Annotated in this window: 1 protein-coding gene; it reads right to left on the bottom strand. The window is 71.9% G+C overall.

What is annotated here, in order from left to right; translation table 11 throughout:
• Positions 1-2 precede the first annotated feature (2 nt).
• Positions 3-18,614 carry a type I polyketide synthase gene (locus AB0P06_RS13545; RefSeq protein WP_363607414.1) on the bottom strand — a complete coding sequence of 6,204 codons (18,612 nt, stop codon included), beginning with the start codon at positions 18,612-18,614 and terminating at the stop codon, positions 3-5.
• Between the last annotated feature and the right edge of the window lie 169 nt (positions 18,615-18,783).

Genomic DNA, 18,783 nt, shown 5'->3' with positions numbered 1-18,783 from the left:
GTCTACCTGCCGAGTTCGTTGTCAAGTGCCGCGAAGAGTTCATCGTCGGTCGCCAGTTCGATGTCGGCGCCGCCGGGGCCGCCGTCCACCGTCCGGAGCAGGCCGCGCAGTCGCGCGGCGTACGGTCCTGCCAGTCCGTCGCCGCCCGACGGGCCGGCGGCCGAGAGAGCGGCCTCAAGGGCGTCCAAGGCTGCCTGGATCGGGTCCGCCGCTTCGCCGGCCAGCTCGCCCCGCAGGTATTCGGCGACGGCTTGGGTGGTCGGGTGGTCGAAGACGAGCGTGCTGGGCAACCGCAGTTCGGTGATGGTGTTCAGCCTGTTGCGCAGTTCGACCGCGGTGAGGGAGTCGAGGCCCAGGTCCAGCAGTCCGCGCTGGACGTCGATCGTCCGCGGGGCCGGGTGGGCCAGGACGATGCCGACCTGTTCCCTGACGACGTCGAACAGCAGCTGCCGCTGCTCATCCGCGTCCAGGCCCATGAGCCGCCGCGCCAGCGGGATCTCCGCCGGCGCGGCGGTGCGCCGGCCGGCTCGGCGCTCGGTGCGCACCAGGCCCCGATACAGCTCGGGCAGTGCTTCCCCGAGGCTCCGCAGTGCCGCGAGGTCGAGTGCCACCGGCGCGAGCACCGGCCGGATCTCCGCCTCGCCGTCGGCTTGCAGCGCCTTGGCTCCGGCCAGGGCCGTGTCGAGGGCCGCGAGGGCCCGGTCGGTCGGCATCGGCAGGATCCCGTTGCGTGCCAGCCTGGCCCGGTCGGCGTGGTCGAGGTCGCTCGCCATCCCGTCCTGCCACATGCCCCAGGCGAGGGACACGGCGGGCAGGCCCTCGGCGCGCCGGTGTTCGGCGAGCGCGTCCAGGAAGGTGTTGCCGGCGGCGTAGTTGGCCTGTCCGGCGTTGCCCACCAGACCGGCGACGGAAGAGAAGAGAACGAAGTCCGTCAGCTCCAGTCCGATGGTCAGCTCGTGCAGGTTCCAGGCGGCTTCCACCTTCGGCCGCAGGACCCGGGAGAGGCTCTCCGGGCTCATGGCCTCCAGCGTGGCGTCCTCGATCACTCCGGCCGCGTGCACGACCGCGGTGAGCGGGTGCTCGTCCGGGATCGTGGCGAGCAGCCCGGCCAGCGCGTCGCGGTCGGCCGCGTCGCACGCCACGACCCGTACGTCCGCGCCGAGCGCCGTCAGTTCGGCGACCAGGTCCTCCGCCCCGCCCCGCCGACTGGTGAGCAGCAGGCGACGGGCGCCACGGCCGGTCACCAGGTGCCGGGCGACCTGGGCTCCGAGTGCGCCCGTGCCACCGGTGATCAGCACCGTGCCCTCCGGGTCGAACGCGTCGTCGGCGTCCGGGGTCCGGGCCGGGTGCGGGACCTTGGCGAGCCGGGTCACGTAGGCCTGTCCCTCGTGCAGTTCGAGTTGCGGTCGGGGATCGGCCAGGGCTGCGGCAAGCAGTTCGCGGCCGGCCGGCAGGCCGTCCGCGATCACGTGCTGGAAGACTCCCGGGTGTTCCGACTCGGCGGTCCGCATCAGCCCGGAGAGTGCGCTGTGCGCCAGTTCCCCGGTGCTGACCACGGCGAGCCGCGCTCCGGCCGGCGCGTCGGTCGCGAGCCACTGCCGCAGTACCGCCAGCACCTCCCCGGTAACCCGGCCGGTCTCCTGCGGAGTGGCCGGGCGTACCGGAAGGACGACCACGTCGGGTGCGGCCGCACCGTCCGCCGTCAAGGCGGCCAGGTCGGCCAGGTCGGCGTGGTGCTCCGCGGCGAGTCCGAGGTCGGCCTCGCCGAGGACCACGATGGTCGTGACACCACCGGTGGGAAGTTCCACACCGACCCGCTCCATCGCGTACACGTGCTGGTCGGAGGGGCGGGTCAGCGCAGTCCCCGCCGGCAGGGCCCGCAGGGCGAGTGATGCGACGGTGGCGACCGGTGCGCCCGTCTCGTCGGCGATGCCGACCGCGACCGTTCCGTCCGGACCGGCCGACAGCTTGACCCGCAGGGTGCCGCTCCGGGACCCGGTCAGTTGGACGCCACCGAAGGAGAAGGGCAGCCGCAGTTCGGCCGGCTCCTCCAGGAGCAGTGCGTGCAGCGCGGCGTCGAACAGTGCCGGGTGCAGGGCGAATCCATCAGGGTCGACGGACAGCCGCACCTCGGCGTAGAGGTCCTCGCCCGAACGCCATGCCGCCTGGAGGCCCTGGAAGGCGGGGCCGTAGTCGTAGCCCCGGTCGGCGAGGCGGTCGTACAGATCCTCGACCGGCTGGATTTCGGCGCCGGCCGGAGGCCAGGACGCGAGGTCGGGTTCGGGGCCGCCGGAAACGGCGGCCGTCACGGTTCCGGTGGCGTGCCGGTTCCAGACGTCGCCTTCCTGGTCCCCGCGCGAGTGGACGGCGAGGGACCTGCGGCCTTCTCCGTCGGGGCCGCCCACGGTGATCTGGAGCTGGAGCGCACCCTCGTCGGGAAGGACCAGGGGTGCCTGGAGGGCGAGTTCCTCCAGGCGCTCGCAGCCGAGTGCGGCGCCCGCGTGAAGCGCCATCTCCACCAGGGCCGTGCCCGGGATCAGCAGGGTCCCGGCGATGGCGTGGTCGGCGAACCAGGGGTGGCTGCGGGCCGAGATCCGACCGGTGAACAGGACACCGTCGGAGTCGGCGAGCGCGATCGCGGCCCCGAGCAGCGGGTGCCGTGCGGAGTCGAGTCCGGCTGAGGTGACGTCGCCGCCGGGCCCCTCCGTGAGCCAGTAGCGCTGGCGCTGGAAGGGGTAGGTCGGCAGGTCGGCAGCCGGTCCGGCGTCGTCGCCAAACAGCGCGCGCCAGTCCACCGGCACGCCCCGTACATGGGCGTGGGCCAGGGCGGTGACGACGGTGTGCGGCTCGCGGCGCCCGCCGCGCAGCACCGGGACCAGAAGCGATCCCGCGTCGAGGAAGTCCTGCCCCATCGCACTGAGCACGCCGTCCGGGCCGAGCTCCAGGAAGGTCCGTACGCCTTCGGCTTCCAGGGTGCGTGCCGCGTCCAGGAAACGCACGGGCTGGCGGGCGTGCCGGACCCAGTACTCGGGCGTGGTCAGTTCCTCGGCGCCGACCAGCTGCCCGGTCAGGGCGGAGACGATCGGGATGGCGGGCGCGGCGAAGGTGAGCCCCTTCGTGACCGTTTGGAATTCGTCCAGCATCGCGTCCATGTGCGGGGAGTGGAAGGCGTGGCTGACGCGCAGTTGCCTGGTCTTGCGTCCCTGGGCGGAGAGTTCGGCCCCGATGGCCTCGACGGCTTCGGCGTCGCCCGAGAGCACCACGGAGGTGGGGCCGTTGACGGCGGCGATGCCCAGCTGGTCCTCCCGCCCGGCCAGCAGCGGCAGCAGCTCCTGCTCCTCGGCCCGCACGGCGAGCATCGCGCCGCCGCCGGGCAGTGCCTGCATCAGCCGGCCGCGAGCCGCGACGAGTTGTGCCGCGTCCGCCAGCGAGAGGACGCCGGCGACGTGCGCGGCGACCAGCTCACCGATGGAGTGGCCCGCGAGGAAGTCCGGCCGTACGCCCCAGCCTTCGAGGAGGCGGAAGAGCGCGACCTCGGTGGCGAACAGGGCGGCCTGCGTGAAGCCGGTCTGGTCCAGCGGCGCCGGGTCCTCACCGAAGAGGACGTCGAGCAGCGGCGTCTCCAGCCATCGGTCGAGCTCTTCGCACACCGCGTCCAGGGCCTCGGCGTAGGCGGGGTAGGCGGTGTACAACTCCCGGCCCATGCCGAGCCGCTGGCTGCCCTGACCGGTGAAGAGGAAGGCCGTGCGACCGTCCACGGGTGTACCCCGCACGGCCAGTTCCGCGAATCCGTCGACCGCTTCGGTGGCCGTGGAGGCCAGCACCACGGCGCGGTGCGGCAGTCCGGCCCGTCCGACGGCCAGGGTCCGGCCCGTCGATGCCAGGTCCTGCTGCCCGGTGTCGGCGAGGGCCGCGCCCACCTGGTCGGCCAGCGCCAGCAGGGCCGCGTCGTTGTGCGCGGACAGCAGCAGCGGCACGACCGGAATCGGCTCGGCCGGCGGGACCGTCCCCTCGGCCGGCATCTGCTCCACGATGACGTGGGCATTGGTACCGCTGATGCCGAAGGAGGACACGCCTGCCCGGCGCGGCCGCCCGGACTCGGGCCACGGCACCGCCTCGGTGAGCAGTTCCACCTTGCCGGCGGACCAGTCCACATGCGGGCTGGGCTTGTCGATGTGGAGGCTCTTGGGGAGCGTCCCGTGCCGCATCGCCATGACCATCTTGATGACGCCGGCCACACCGGCGGCGGCCTGGGAGTGCCCGATGTTGCTCTTCAGGGAGCCCATCAGGAGGGGGGACGGGCGCTCCTGCCCGTAGGTGGCGAGTACGGCCCGGGCCTCGATCGGGTCGCCCAGCGTGGTGCCGGTGCCGTGTGCCTCCAGCGCGTCCACGTCCGCGGTGGTCAGGCCCGCGTTGGTCAGGGCTTGGCGGATCACCCGCTCCTGGGAGGGGCCGTTGGGGGCGGTGAGGCCGTTGCTCGCACCATCCTGGTTGACCGCGGTTCCGCGGATCACGCCGAGGATCCGGCGGCCGTTGCGTCGGGCGTCGGAGAGCCGCTCCAGCAGGAGGATTCCGGCGCCTTCGGCCCACGCTGCCCCGTCCGCCCGCGCGGAGAAGGACTTGCACCGGCCGTCCGGTGCCAGGCCGCGCTGCCGGCTGAACTCCACGAACAGGGTGGGCGCTGCCAGTACGGTCACACCGCCGGCCAGGGCCAGCCCGCATTCGCCGTTCCGCAGCGCCTGGGCGGCGAGGTGTATGGAGACGAGCGAGGAGGAGCAGGCGGTGTCGACGGTGATCGCCGGTCCTTGCAGGCCGAAGGTGTAGGCGACGCGGCCGGAGGCGACACTGACCGTGCTGCCGACCGCCAGGTAGCCCTCCAGAGCCTCAGGAGCGTCCTTCAGGCGTGCCGCGTAGTCGTTGGCCATGACACCGGCGAACACACCGGTCTGGCTGCCCTTGAGGGAGGTCGGGTCGATGCCCGCGCGCTCGAAGGCCTCCCAGCAGATTTCCAGCAGCAGGCGCTGCTGCGGGTCGATGGCGGTGGCCTCCCGGGCGCTCACCCCGAAGAGTTCGGGGTCGAACTGCGGAGCCTCGTAGAGGAATCCGCCGTGCCGGGTGTACGAGGTGCCCAGGTGGTCGGGGTCCGTGTTGTACAGGCCGTCCAGGTCCCAGCCGCGGTCGTTCGGGAACGGGCCGATGGCGTCCCGCTCGTCGGACAGCAGCGCCCACAGCTCCTCCGGGGAGCTGACCTCGCCCGGGTAGCGGCAGGCCATGGCGACGATCGCGATCGGCTCGTCGGAGGCGCCGACGACCGGTCCGGCCTCGGCTACCGCGGCGGCCGCGCCGAGCAGTTCGGTCCGCAGGAAGCCGGCCAGCTCGGCCGTGCTCGGGTAGTCGAACACCAGCGTCGCGGGCAGCTTCAGACCTGCGGCCGCGTTCAGCCGGTTGCGCAGTTCCACTGCCTTGAGCGAGTCGAAGCCCAGCTCGTTGAAGGCCCGGTCGGACGCCACCTGGTCGGCGTCGGTGTGCCCCAGTACGGAGGCGACCACGCCGCGGACCAGTTCCAGCAGCGCGCGTTCCTGGTCCTGGAGGGCCAGGAACGCCAGGCGTTCCCGAAGGGAGTTCCCGCCCGCCTGCTCGCCGACGGCGGCACGCCGCGCCGGACGCACCAGGCCGTGGAAGAGCCCGGGCAGCGTACCGTCCTCGCTCTGTGCCCGCAGTCCGGTGTAGTCCAGCAGCGCCGGAACGAGCACCGGCCGACGGGTCGCGAGGGCCGCGTCGAACAGCGCCAGCCCCTGCTCGCTGCCGATCGGGGCGATGCCGCCCCGGGACATCCGGGCGAGATCGGCGTCGGTCAGGTGACCGGTCATCCCGCTGCCCTCGGCCCACAGGCCCCAGGCCAGCGACGTACCGGGCAGGCCCAGGGCCTGGCGGTGGTGCGCGAGGGCGTCCAGATAGGTGTTGGCCGCAGCGTAGTTGGCCTGTCCCGCGGTGCCGACCGTACCGGCCAGCGAGGAGAACAAGACGAACGCGTCCAGCTCCAGGTCGGCCGTCAGCTCGTGCAGGTACCAGGCGGCATCGACCTTGGGACGCAGGACGGTGTCAAGTTGCTCGGCCGTGAGGGCGTGCATCGTGCCGTCGTCGAGGACGCCGGCGGTGTGCAGGACCGCGGTGAGCGGGTGCTCCGAGGGGATCGCGTCCAGCATCGCGGCGACCGCCATGCGGTCTGCCGTGTCACAGGCGACCACGGACACGTCGGCTCCGTGGGCCGCGAGTTCAGCCTCCAGCTCCGCCATGCCCGCCGCGTCCCGGCCGCGGCGGCTCGCCAGCAGCAGGTGCCGTACGCCGTGTTCGGCGACGAGGTGGCGGGCGAACAGCCGGCCCAGGGTGCCGGTGGCGCCCGTGATGAGCACAGTGCCCTCCGGGTTCAGCGCGGGCACGGTGTCGCCCGTCGTCGGCGACTTGACCAGCCGCGGTACGAGCAGTGCCCCGTCCCGCAGGCTCACCTGCGCGTCCGGTACGGCCAGCGCACGGCCGAGCTCGGTCTCGGAGAGGTCCCAGTCCGTCAGGTCCAGCAGGCCGAACCGATCGGGGTTCTCGGTCATGGCGGTACGCACCAGCCCCCAGACGGGAGCCGAGCCGAGTCCGTCCTCCGTGCGGGCGGTGGTCGCGTCACGGGTCACGAAGACCAGGCGCGAGTCGGCGAACCGCTCGTCGACGAGCCACTCCCGGGCCAGCCGCAGGGCCCGGTGTGCCACGGCGCCGGGGCCGTCCTCGCCGGAGAAGGGGACCACGACGAGCGGCGGGGTTCCGACGATGCCGGCGAGGTCCGAGTAGCTGCCCAGAGGGGCGGGCAGACCGTAGCCGAAGTCGTCGAGGACAGCCCATCCCGCGGCCGGGGCGGCCTCCGGGGCGGTCGTCCACTCCACCTGGAGCAGCGGCTGGCGGGGGGTGCCCGATCCGGCCAGCTGCGCGGCGTCCACGGCCCGCAGGCTGAGCGTCCTCACCGACGCGATCGGCGCACCGCTCGCGTCGGCGAGGGACAGGGCGACACCCGAGCCTTCCGGGGTGATCCGCACACGCAGCATGCCGGCGTTCACCGCGTGCAGCCGAACGCCGGTCCATGCGAACGGCAGCGCCAGGCGACCGTCCTCCGCGAGCGCCAGCGGGTGCAGGGCGGCGTCGAGGAGGGCCGGGTGGATCCCGAACTCGCCCGGGGTGACGTCCTTCGGGAGCGTGACCTCGGCGAACATCTCCTGGCCGGCTCGCCACAGCGCCCGCAGGCCCTGGAAGCCGGGTCCGTACTGGAAGCCCCGCTCGGCGAGCGTGTCGTACGCCGCCGTCAGGTCGACCGGCTCGGCGCCGGCCGGGGGCCAGGCGGTGTCGGCCGGGGGCCAGGCGGTGTCGGCCGGTACGCCCGCACGCCCTTCCGCGTGGCCCAGTACGCCGGTGGCGTGCAGGGTCCACGGGTGGATCACGGCGTCGTCGGACTCGGGCTCCGGGCGGGAGTGGACCGACAGCGCGCGCCGGCCCTCCTCGTCCGGAGCGTCGACCACGACCTGGAGCTGCACTCCGCCGCGGCCGGTCAGCACCAGCGGTGCCTGGAGGGTCAGCTCGTCGAGCTGGTCGAGACCCGTGTGGTCACCCGCCCGGATGGCGAGGTCCACGAAGGCGGTGCCGGGGAGCAGCACGGTGCCGGCCACGGCGTGGTCCGCCAGCCAGGGCTGCGTGTTCAGGGCGATCCTGCTGCTCAGGACCAGCCTGTCCGCGTCGGCCATCCAGAGCGCGGCGCCGATGAGCGGGTGCCGCTCGGCGGCCATGCCGAGCCCGCCCGCGTCCCTGGCCGGCGCCGGGCCCTCCAGCCAGTAGCGCCGGCGCTGGAAGGGGTAGGTCGGCAGGTCGACGACCGCGCCGGGGCCGCCGACCACGGCAGCCCAGTCGAGCGGGGCGCCCGAGACGTGGGCCTGCGCCGCGGAGGCGAGGAAGTCGTCGAGTCCGCCCTCGTCGCGGTGGAGCGAGGGCACGGTGACGGCGCTGTCGTACGACGTGTCGTCGATCGTCTCCTGGAGCGCGATGGTCAGCACCGGGTGGGCGCTGGCCTCGATGAAGACGCGGTGGCCCTGGTCGAGCAGGGTCCGGGTGGCCTCCTCCAGCTGGACGGTCTGGCGGAGGTTGCGGAACCAGTACGAGCCGTCGAGCTCCGTGCCGTCCAGCGGCTGCCCGGTGACGGTGGAGATGAAGGGCACGTTGACGGCGCGCGGGGTGAGCGAGGACAGGACGTCGAGAAGCTCGTCCCGCAGGCTTTCGACGTGCGCGGAGTGGGAGGCATAGTCGACCGGGATGCGCTTGGCGCGCATCTTGTTGCCCTTGCAGTGGGCGACCATCTCCTCAAGAGCGGTCACCTCTCCGGCGACCACCACGGAACGCGGGCCGTTGTGTGCGGCGATGTCGATCGCGCCGCCCCAATGGGCGATGAGCTCGCACACCTCGTCGACCGGCAGGGCCACCGAGACCATCCCGCCTGTACCGGCCAGCTTCACGATCGCCCGGCTGCGCAACGCGACGACCTTCGCCGCGTCGTCCAGCGACAGCGCCCCCGACACCGCGGCCGCCGCGATCTCACCCTGCGAGTGGCCGATCACCGCATCCGGCTCGATGCCCACCGAACGCCACAACGCCGCCAGGGACACCATCACCGCCCACAGCGCCGGCTGCACCACATCCACCCGGTCGAACCCGGGCGCACCCTCCGCACCGCGCAACACGTCCAGCAGCGACCAGTCCGTGAACGGCGCCAGAGCCCGCTCACACTCCACCAGCCTGGCGGCGAACACCGGGGAGGAGTCGAAGAGTTCCAGAGCCATGCCCTGCCACTGCCAGCCCTGGCCAGGGAAGACGAACACCGTCCTGCCCGAGCCCGTGACCGCGCCCTGCACCAGGTTCGCCGCGGACCCACCCGAGGCCAGCGCCTCAAGACCCGCCAACAGCTCATCCCGGCCAGCGCCCGAAACCGTCGCCCGGAAGGGGAGGTGCGGGACCCGGGTCGCGAGAGCCGAAGCCACCCGCGCCGGGTCGACGTTCTCCGAGGCCAGCAGCTCACGCACCTGGCCCGCACGCGCCGCCAGGGCCGCCTCGCTCTTCGCCGAGACCACCAGCGGAAGCCCCGCAACCACCGGTTCACCGGACACGACCAGCTCCGGGCCCTGCTCCAGGATCACATGCGCGTTCGTACCACTGATACCGAACGAGGACACGGCCGCGCGACGCGGACGCGTCACCTCCGGCCACGCCCGGCGCTCGGTGACCAGCTCCACCGCACCCGTCGACCAGTCGACGTGCGGCGTCGGCTCGTCGACGTGCAGCGTCGCCGGAAGCTCCCCGTTACGCATCGCCATCAGCATCTTGATGATGCCCGCGACACCCGCGGCAGCCTGCGTGTGACCGATGTTCGACTTGATCGATCCCAGCCGCAGCGGTTCTTCGCGGTCCTGGCCGTAAGTGGCCAGCAGCGCGTTGGCCTCGATCGGGTCACCGAGCCGGGTACCGGTGCCGTGCGCCTCGACCGCGTCCACCTCGTGCGGAGCGAGGCGGGCGTTGGCGAGGGCCTGACGGATGACACGTTCCTGCGAGGGCCCGTTGGGGGCGGTGAGACCGTTGCTCGCACCGTCCTGGTTGACCGCGGAACCACGGATCACCCCAAGGACGTTGTGCCCGAGCCGCTGGGCGTCCGACAGACGCTCCAGCACCAGCATGCCCGCGCCCTCGGCCCAACCCGTACCGTCCGCCGAAGCCGCGAACGACTTGCAGGTCCCGTCCGGCGACAGACCGCGCTGACGCGAGAACTCGACAAAGGTCGTCGGCGTGGACATCACGGTGACACCGCCGGCGAGTGCCATCGAGCACTCGCCCTGGCGCAGCGCCTGAGCGGCCAGGTGCACTGCTACCAGCGACGAGGAGCACGCCGTGTCCAGCGTCACCGCCGGCCCCTCGAAACCGAACGTGTAAGCCACCCGGCCCGACAGGACACTCCCGATCGTGCCCGTCAGCAGATGTCCCTCGAAGCCCTCCGGAGCACTCCCCAGCCTCGACCCGTAGTCGTTGTACATCACACCCGCGTAGACACCGGTCGAGGAACCGCGCAGCGACGCGGGGTCGACTCCCGCCCCCTCCAGCGCCTCCCACGCGACCTCCAGCAGCACACGCTGCTGCGGGTCGGTCGCGATCGCCTCACGCGGACTCAGACCGAAGAACCCGGCATCGAACTCCGCGGCCTCGTGGAGGAATCCGCCCTTGCGCGTGTACGACTTGCCGATCTTCTCGGGGTCCGGGTCGAAGAGGCCTTCCACGTCCCAGCCGCGGTCGGACGGGAACTCGTCGATCGCGTCCCGGCCCTCCGCCACGAGCCGCCACAGGTCCTCCGGCGAGGAGACCCCGCCCGGGTAGCGGCAACCCATGCCGACCACGGCGATCGGCTCGTCCAGTCCGGGGGCGTGGGCGGCCGCCGACGGGACGGCGGCCGTTCCGGTCGCGGCGAGCCGGTCCAGCAGGAAGTCCGCCACCGCCTGGGGCGACGGGTGGTCGAACACGAGGGTGGTGGGCAGTCGCAGCCCGGTCACCGAGTTGAGCCGGTTGCGCAGTTCGACACCCGTGAGGGAATCGAAACCGGTGTCCTTGAACGCCTTGGCCGGGTCGATGTCGGTGTGGGCTCCGTGCCCGAGAACCAGCCCCACGGTCTCTCGTACGGTCTGGAGTACGGCCTGCGCCCGCTCCTCCGCGGCCAGCGCGATCAGCCTCTGGACCCACGACGAGTCGGCGCCGCGGGCGGCGCCGGCCGCCTGCCTGCGGCGGACGCGGACCAGGCCGGTGAACAGCTCGGGGAGCGCGTTCTCCTCGGCCCGGGCGCGCAGGGCGCCCAGGTCGAGTTCGGCGGGGACCAGCAGCGGCTCCGCCGAGGAGAGCGCCGCGTCGAACAGGTCGAGACCCAGTTCCGGGGTCAGCGGGACGATTCCGCTCCGCTTCCACCGCGCGACGTCGGCGTCGGCGAGGGTTCCGGCCATGCCGTCGGCGCTGTCCCACAGGCTCCACGCGAGGGAGGTGGCGGGCAGGTTCCGGGCGCGGCGGTGCTGCGCGAGGGCGTCGAGGAAGGTGTTCGCGGCCGCGTAGTTGGCCTGGCCGGCGTTGCCCATGAGACCCGCGATGGACGAGAACATGACGAATGAGGCGAGGTCGAGGGACTCGGTCAGGCGGTGGAGGTTCCAGGCCGCGTCCACCTTCGGACGCATCACCCGCTCCAGATGACCGGCCGACAGCGAGGCGACCGTCGCATCGTCCAGGACACCCGCGGTGTGCACCACGGCAGTCAGCGGACGCTCAGCCGCGACCTCGTCCAACAGACCTGCCAGCGCGTCGAGGTCCGACACGTCACACGCCGCCACCCGGGCCCGCACACCCGACTCCGCCAGCTCCGCCACGAACTCGGCAGCACCCGGGGTCTCACCACCCCGACGTGACACCAGCAGCAGGTGTCGCGCACCGTGATGCGTCACCAACCGGCGCGCCACCAGACGGCCCAACGTGCCCAGAGCACCGGTCACCAGGACCGTGCCCTCCGGATCCAGCCCCTCCACCACACCCGCCACGACACCCGCGGCACGCGCCAGACGCGGCACGAACAACCCGCCACCCCGCACCGCCACCTCGGGCTCACCCGAAGCCAGCACGGCGGGCAGCAGCTCCGGACCGCCCTCGTCCACGTGGGCGAGGACCAGCCGGTCGGGCTGCTCGGTCTGCGCGGTACGGACCAGGCCCACGAGCGGGGCCGTGTGCAGCGCGCGGTCCGGCACCATGAGGACGAGGCGGCTGTGGGCGAATTGCGGGGCGGCCAGCCATTCCCGCACCGTCTCCAGCCCACGCACCGCCGTGGCGTGGGTCTGGTCGAGCACATCACCGGTGGTGCCGGCGACGAGCTCCCGCTCGTCGATCACCACGAAATCCGGTACGGCGGATCCGGCATCGACCGCGGCGCTGAGCGCGGCGAGGTCGGCGTAGGGCGACTCGCCCAACCGGACCCACCGCTGGTCGGCGACCGGCTCGGCCGCCGGGACGGCCTCCCAGGCCACCCGGTACAGGGACTCCGCGGCCGGGCCGGCAACGGCGAGCTGATCGCGGGCGATCGGCCGCAGGGCGACCGACTCGATCGCCGCCACCGGAGCGCCGGCGCCGTCGGCGAGAGCGAGACGGGCCGTGTCGTGGCCGGTACGGGTCCAGCGGACGCGCAGCACCGTGGCACCGACCGCGTGCAGCACGAAGCCCGAGAACGAGAACGGCAGCCGGATCGTGCTGTCGTCCTGCGCCGAGGCCGTGTCCTCCAGCACCAGCACGAGCGGGTGCAGAACCGCGTCGAGGGCTGCGGGGTGCACTCCGAAGCGCGCGGCTTCGGCGTGGAGTTGGTCGGGCAGGGCCACCTCGGCGAAGAGGTCGTCGCCGGCGCGCCAGGCGGCGCGCAGGCCGTGGAAGGCCGGCCCGTAGTCGTAGCCCAGGTCGCCGAGGCGGTCGTAGACGCCGTCCAGCGGGATGGGGGTGCCCTCGGCCGGGGGCCACTGTTCCAGGGAAACGCCCGGCGAGGGGACGGATGACGTGAGCAGGCCAGCCGCGTGGGCGGTCCACTGCTCTTCGTCGGTCCGCGAGTACACGGTGAACTGACGATCGCCGCGCGCGTCGGCCCGGTCGACGGTCAGCCGTAGCTGGGCGCCCGTCTTCTCCGAGAGGATCAGGGGTGACTGGAGGGCGAGCTCCTCGACGGTGGCGTAACCCAGCTGCTCGGCTGCGGCGCCCGCGAGCTCCAGGAACACCGTCCCCGGAACCAGGACCCTCCCACCGATCGCGTGATCAGCCAGCCAGGGATGCGAGGACAACGACACCGAAGCCGAGAACTGCACCGCATCGCCATCGGGCTCCGTGATCATCGCGGCCAGCAACGGGTGGTCCACAACCGTCAGACCCAGGCCCGCCGCATCACCGGAACGCGGCGCGTCCAACCAGAAACGCTCACGCTGGAACGCGTACGTCGGCAGCTCCACCACACCGGAACCCGGCAGGAACCCCTCCCAGTCCACCTCCACACCCTGTGCGTGCACAGCGCCCAGGGCGGTGAGGAGGGAACGCTTCTCGGCACGGTCCTTGCGCAGCACCGGAACCACGACGACGCCCTCGGTCTCGGCCAGGCACTCGCCCGTCAGACCCGCGAGCGTCCCGTCGGGGCCAAGCTCCACGAACGCCGTCACACCAAGACCGGCCAGCGTGGCGATGCCGTCGGCGAAACGGACCGCCGAACGGGCCTGAGCAGCCCAGTACTCGGCGGTGAACCCCTCGACCAGCTCACCGGTGACGTTCGAGACGACCGGGATCCGGGGAGCCGAATGGGTGAGTGTCCGGGCGACCTCGGTGAGCTCCGCCAGCATTCCGTCCATGTGCGCGGAATGGAAGGCATGGCTCACCTTCAGCCGCGTCGCCTTCACGCCCTCCCCGCGAGCCAGCTCCAAAACTTCGAGCACCGACGTCTCGTCACCCGAAATAACCGTGCTGGCAGGGCCGTTGAACCCGGCCACCTCGACACCGGAACGACCTTCGAGCCACCCGGCAACGCGCGCTTCACCCGCGTTCAAGGCAACCATCGCCCCACCCTCGGCAACACCCTCCATCAGGCGCGCCCGCGCACAGACCAGACGCGCGGCATCCTCAAGGGACAGCACGCCCGCCACATGGGCCGCCGCCAGCTCGCCGACCGAATGACCCACCAGGTAGTCCGGGGTCACCCCGTAATGGGACAGCAGACGGAACAGGGCCACCTCGACCGCGAACAACGCCGGCTGGGTGAACACCGTCCGCTGGAGCAGTTCCGGCTCACCCTCGATCACCCCGGCGAGCGAGCGGTCCAGGTTGACGTCCAACGCCCCGACAACCTCGTCGAACGCGGCTGCGAACACCGGCTCCGCCGCATACAGCTCACGGCCCATGCCCACACGCTGACTACCCTGCCCGGAGAACAGGAACGCCACCGGTTCCGCCGGGACCGCCGGGACCGCCCCGCCCGGGGTCAGCGCCCGCAGAGCGTCCAGGAGTTCCGCACGGGTCTCCCCCACGACCACCGCACGGTGGTCGAAACGAGCACGCGACACGGCCAGCGAACGACCCACGGCCACGACGTCCGACTCCGGCCGCTCCTCCAGAAACGACACCAGCCGATCCACCTGCTCCGACAGAGCGGCCCCGGACTTGCCCGACACCACCCACGGCACCGGACCCGGCACCGACAGCTCCGCCACCGGAGCTTCGGTCTCCGCGACCTGCTCGACAATGAGGTGTGCGTTGGTGCCGCTGATGCCGAAGGACGAGACGCCCGCCCGGCGCGGACGGCCGAGATCCGGCCAGTCCTGGGCCTGCGTCAGCAGTTCCACCGCGCCAGCCGACCAATCGACGTGCGGGGTCGGCTCGTCCACGTGCAGCGTCGCCGGGAGAACCCCGTGACGCATGGCCATGACCATCTTGATCACGCCCGCGACACCGGCCGCGGCCTGCGTGTGACCGATGTTCGACTTCAGCGAGCCGAGTCGGATCGGCTCTTCGCGGTCCTGGCCGTAGGTGGCCAGCAGCGCCTGCACCTCGATCGGGTCGCCCAGCTTGGTGCCCGTGCCGTGCGCCTCCACCACGTCCACCTCGGACGCCGACAGGCGGGCGTTGGCCAGCGCGGCGCGGATGACCCGCTCCTGCGAAGGCCCGTTCGGGGCCGTCAGACCGTTGCTCGCACCATCCTGGTTCACGGCGGAACCACGGATCACCGCGAGCACCCGGTGTCCGTTGCGCTCCGCGTCCGACAGCCGCTCCAGCACCAGCAGACCCACGCCCTCGGCCCAGCCCGTACCGTCCGCCGACGAGGAGAACGCCTTGCAACGCCCGTCCGGCGACAGCCCGCGCTGCCGGGAGAACTCCACGAACATGCCGGGCGTGGCCATGACGGACACGCCGCCAGCGATGGCCATGGCGGACTCGCCCTGGCGCAGCGACTGCGCGGCGAGGTGGAGCGCGACGAGCGAGGACGAGCAGGCGGTGTCGACCGTCACCGCCGGGCCCTCCAGCCCGAAGGTGTAGGCCAGCCGGCCCGAAGCCACACTGGCGGTGTTGCCCGTCAGCAGGTAGCCGTCGTATCCGCCGGACGGCTCGTGCAGCCGCGGCCCGTACTCCTGTGCCATCGCGCCCACGTACACACCGGTGCGGGTGCCGCGCAACGCGGCGGGGTCGATGCCCGCCTGCTCGAAGGCCTCCCAGGCCGTCTCCAGCAGCAGCCGCTGCTGGGGCTCCATCGCCGCCGCCTCGCGGGGACTGATGCCGAAGAACTCGGCGTCGAAGCGGTCCGCATCGTGCAGGAAACCACCCTTGGTGGCATAGGTCTTGCCGGGGCTTTCCGGTTCGGGGGAGAAGAGCGAATCGAGGTCCCATCCCCGGTTGGTCGGGAATCCGTCGACCGCATCGACCCGGCCGCTCACCAAACGCCACAGGTCCTCCGGAGAGGCGACCCCTCCCGGCAGCCGACACGCCATGCCCACGATCGCGATCGGCTCGTCAAGGGCCGTGGCCTCGTACGCATCGTCGTCCTGGCTCTGGTCCAGTCCGAGGAGATGACCGGCGAGGTGTTCGGCGAGTACGGCCGGGGTCGGGTAGTTGAAGAGGAGGCCGGAGGGCAGCGAGAGCCCGGTGGCCCTGTTCAGCGCGTTCCGAAGCTCGACGGCCGAGAGGGAGTCGAAGCCCAGGTTCTTGAAGGTCGTCTCGATGTCCACGTCGCGCGCCGATCCGTGGCCGAGCACCGCTGCCACGTGCGCACGCACCAGCTCCAGCTCATCGCCCCGCGGCGCGGACCGCTTCGGACCGCTCCGCCTTGCCACGGCGGTCCGGACCTGGACCGGCCCGATCGTCGAACCATCCAGCCAGTAAGGCTGACGCTGGAAGGCGTACGTGGGCAGATCCACCAGACCCGGCCCCGGCAGGAACTGCTCCCACTCCACCACCACACCGTTGGCGTGCGCCTCGGCGACCGAGGCCAGGAAACGATCCCATCCACCGTCGTCGCGCCGCAGCGATCCGACGACGACGGTGCCTCCGACGCCGGCCTCGTCGGCCGTGTCGCCGAGGGCCGAGGTGAGCACCGGGTGGGCACTGACCTCGATGAAGACGCGGTGTCCGTCGCCGAGCAGAGCACGGGTGGTCTCTTCCAACCGGACGATCTGGCGGAGGTTGCGGAACCAGTACCCGCCGTCGAGCTCTTCACCGTTCAGCGGCTGCCCGGTGACAGTGGAGAAGAACCGGATGTCACCGGTACGCGGCGTGACGCCGGCCAACTGCGCACGCAGCTCATCCTCCAACAAGTCGACGTGGGCGGAGTGCGAGGCGTAGTCGACCGGAATGGTGCGGGCCCGGTATCCCTTGGCCTCGCTTTGGGCAACGAGGTCGGCCAAGGCCTCCGGGTCACCGGAGACGACCGTGCTCACGGGGCCGTTGTGTGCGGCGATGTCGATCGCGCCGCCCCAATGGGCGATGAGCTCGCACACCTCGTCGACCGGCAGGGCCACCGAGACCATCCCGCCTGTACCGGCCAGCTTCACGATCGCCCGGCTGCGCAACGCGACGACCTTCGCCGCGTCGTCCAGCGACAGCGCCCCCGACACCGCGGCCGCCGCGATCTCACCCTGCGAGTGGCCGATCACCGCATCCGGCTCGATGCCCACCGAACGCCACAACGCCGCCAGGGACACCATCACCGCCCACAGCGCCGGCTGCACCACATCCACCCGGTCGAACCCGGGCGCACCCTCCGCACCGCGCAACACGTCCAGCAGCGACCAGTCCGTGAACGGCGCCAGAGCCCGCTCACACTCCACCAGCCTGGCGGCGAACACCGGGGAGGAGTCGAAGAGTTCCAGAGCCATGCCCTGCCACTGCCAGCCCTGGCCAGGGAAGACGAACACCGTCCTGCCCGCACCACCCGGCACCGCACGGCCCGACACCACACCAGCCGCGGGCAAACCCTCGGCCAACGCCCGAACACCCGCCAGAAGCTCCTCGCGAGTCTCCCCCACGACCACCGCACGGTGATCGAACCGAGCACGCGACACCGCGAGCGAACGGCCCACCGCCGCGGCATCCAGCCCCGGACGCCCCTCCAGGAAGGACACCAGCCGCCCCGCCTGACCGGCCACAGCCTCAGCCGACTTGCCCGACAGCACCCACGGCACCGCACCCGGGCCGGACCCGGCGCCGGGCGACTCCTCCTCCGCCGCCGACTCGCTGCGCCAGTCCGACAGCACGACATGGCAGTTCGTACCGCCCACGCCGAACGAGCTGACACCTGCGTAGAGCGGCTCGTCCGGACGCGGCCACGGTTCGAGGCTCCGCTGTACGGCGAGCTTCAACTCGTCGAACGCGATGGCCGGGTTGGGGGTTTCGAAGTTCAGGCTCGGCACGAGCTCGCGGTGACGGATACAGAGCGCCGCCTTCAGCAAGCCGACGATGCCGGCGGCTCCCTCAAGGTGTCCGACGTTGGTCTTCACCGAGCCGACTCGCAGCTCAGCCCCGTCCACGCGGCCGTCACCGAGCACCGCGCCCAGAGCCGACGCTTCGATCGGGTCGCCCAGCTTGGTACCCGTGCCGTGCAATTCGACGTACTGCACCTGCTCCGCGGACACCTGGGCACGCTCGTACGCCTGCCGCAGGACGTCCTGCTGGCCGGCCGGACTCGGTGCGGTGAAGCCCTCGGTCGTCCCGTCGTTGTTCATTGCGCTGCCGTGCAGCACGCAATAGACCGGGTCGCCGTCCGCGATGGCGGCGTGCAGCGGCTTGAGCACCACGAACGCGCCGCCCTCGCCGCGTACATATCCATTCGCCCTGGCGTCGAAGGTGAAGCTGAGACCGTCCGGTGACAGTGCGCCGAGTCGCTCCGCGCTGATGGTGCTGTCCGGCACCAAGTTGAGGTTGACACCGCCGGCGATGGCCATGGCGGACTCGCCGCGGCGCAGGCTCTCGACTGCCAGGTGCACAGCGACCAGCGAGGAGGACTGGCCGGTGTCCACGGCCGCACTCGGTCCGTGCAGACCCAGGGTGTAGGAGATCCGGTTGGCGATGACGCCGCGGTTGAGACCGGTCAGGGTGTGGCGGGTGATGCCTTCGTCCCCGTGCTGATGGGTGAGGGCGGCGTAGTCGCCGGCGATGACGCCGACGAAGACACCGGTCCGGCTGGCGGCGAGATCGGACGGGAGGATCCTGGCGTCCTCCAGTGCCTCCCAAGCGAGCTCAAGCATGAGCCGCTGCTGCGGATCCATCGACGACGCCTCACGCGGACTGATGCCGAAGAAGCCCGCATCGAAGCCGCTGACATCCTCCAGGTAGCCCCCCGGCCGAGAGGGCAGTTCGGGGCGGCCTGCCGGGGGTGCGCCGATCGCGCTGCGGCCGTCGCGCAGCAGCTGCCACAGCTGCGCCGGGTTCTCCGCATGCGGCAGTCGGCAGGACATGCCGACGATGGCGATCGCCTCGGTCGATATCGACGTGTCAGCTTGGAATTCAACCATGGTCGGGCTGCCCCCTGTTGTTGCGTACGATGCTTGAGCGGCGGTGTAGCACCCGCAGCTGTGCCGCGGGTGCTACACCGATGTGATTCTGTAACGGCCGGCCACATGAGGGACTGGACAGTCCGAATTCAGCTCCGAGAGTGAGGGCCCCGCCGGATTCCGGACAGCA

Origin of the sequence: Kitasatospora sp. NPDC088351 (assembly GCF_040685575.1) — a bacterium.
Taxonomy (GTDB): domain Bacteria; phylum Actinomycetota; class Actinomycetes; order Streptomycetales; family Streptomycetaceae; genus Kitasatospora.
Note: the sequence above shows the minus strand (reverse complement) of the source record. Positions and strands in the feature narration are given on the sequence as shown.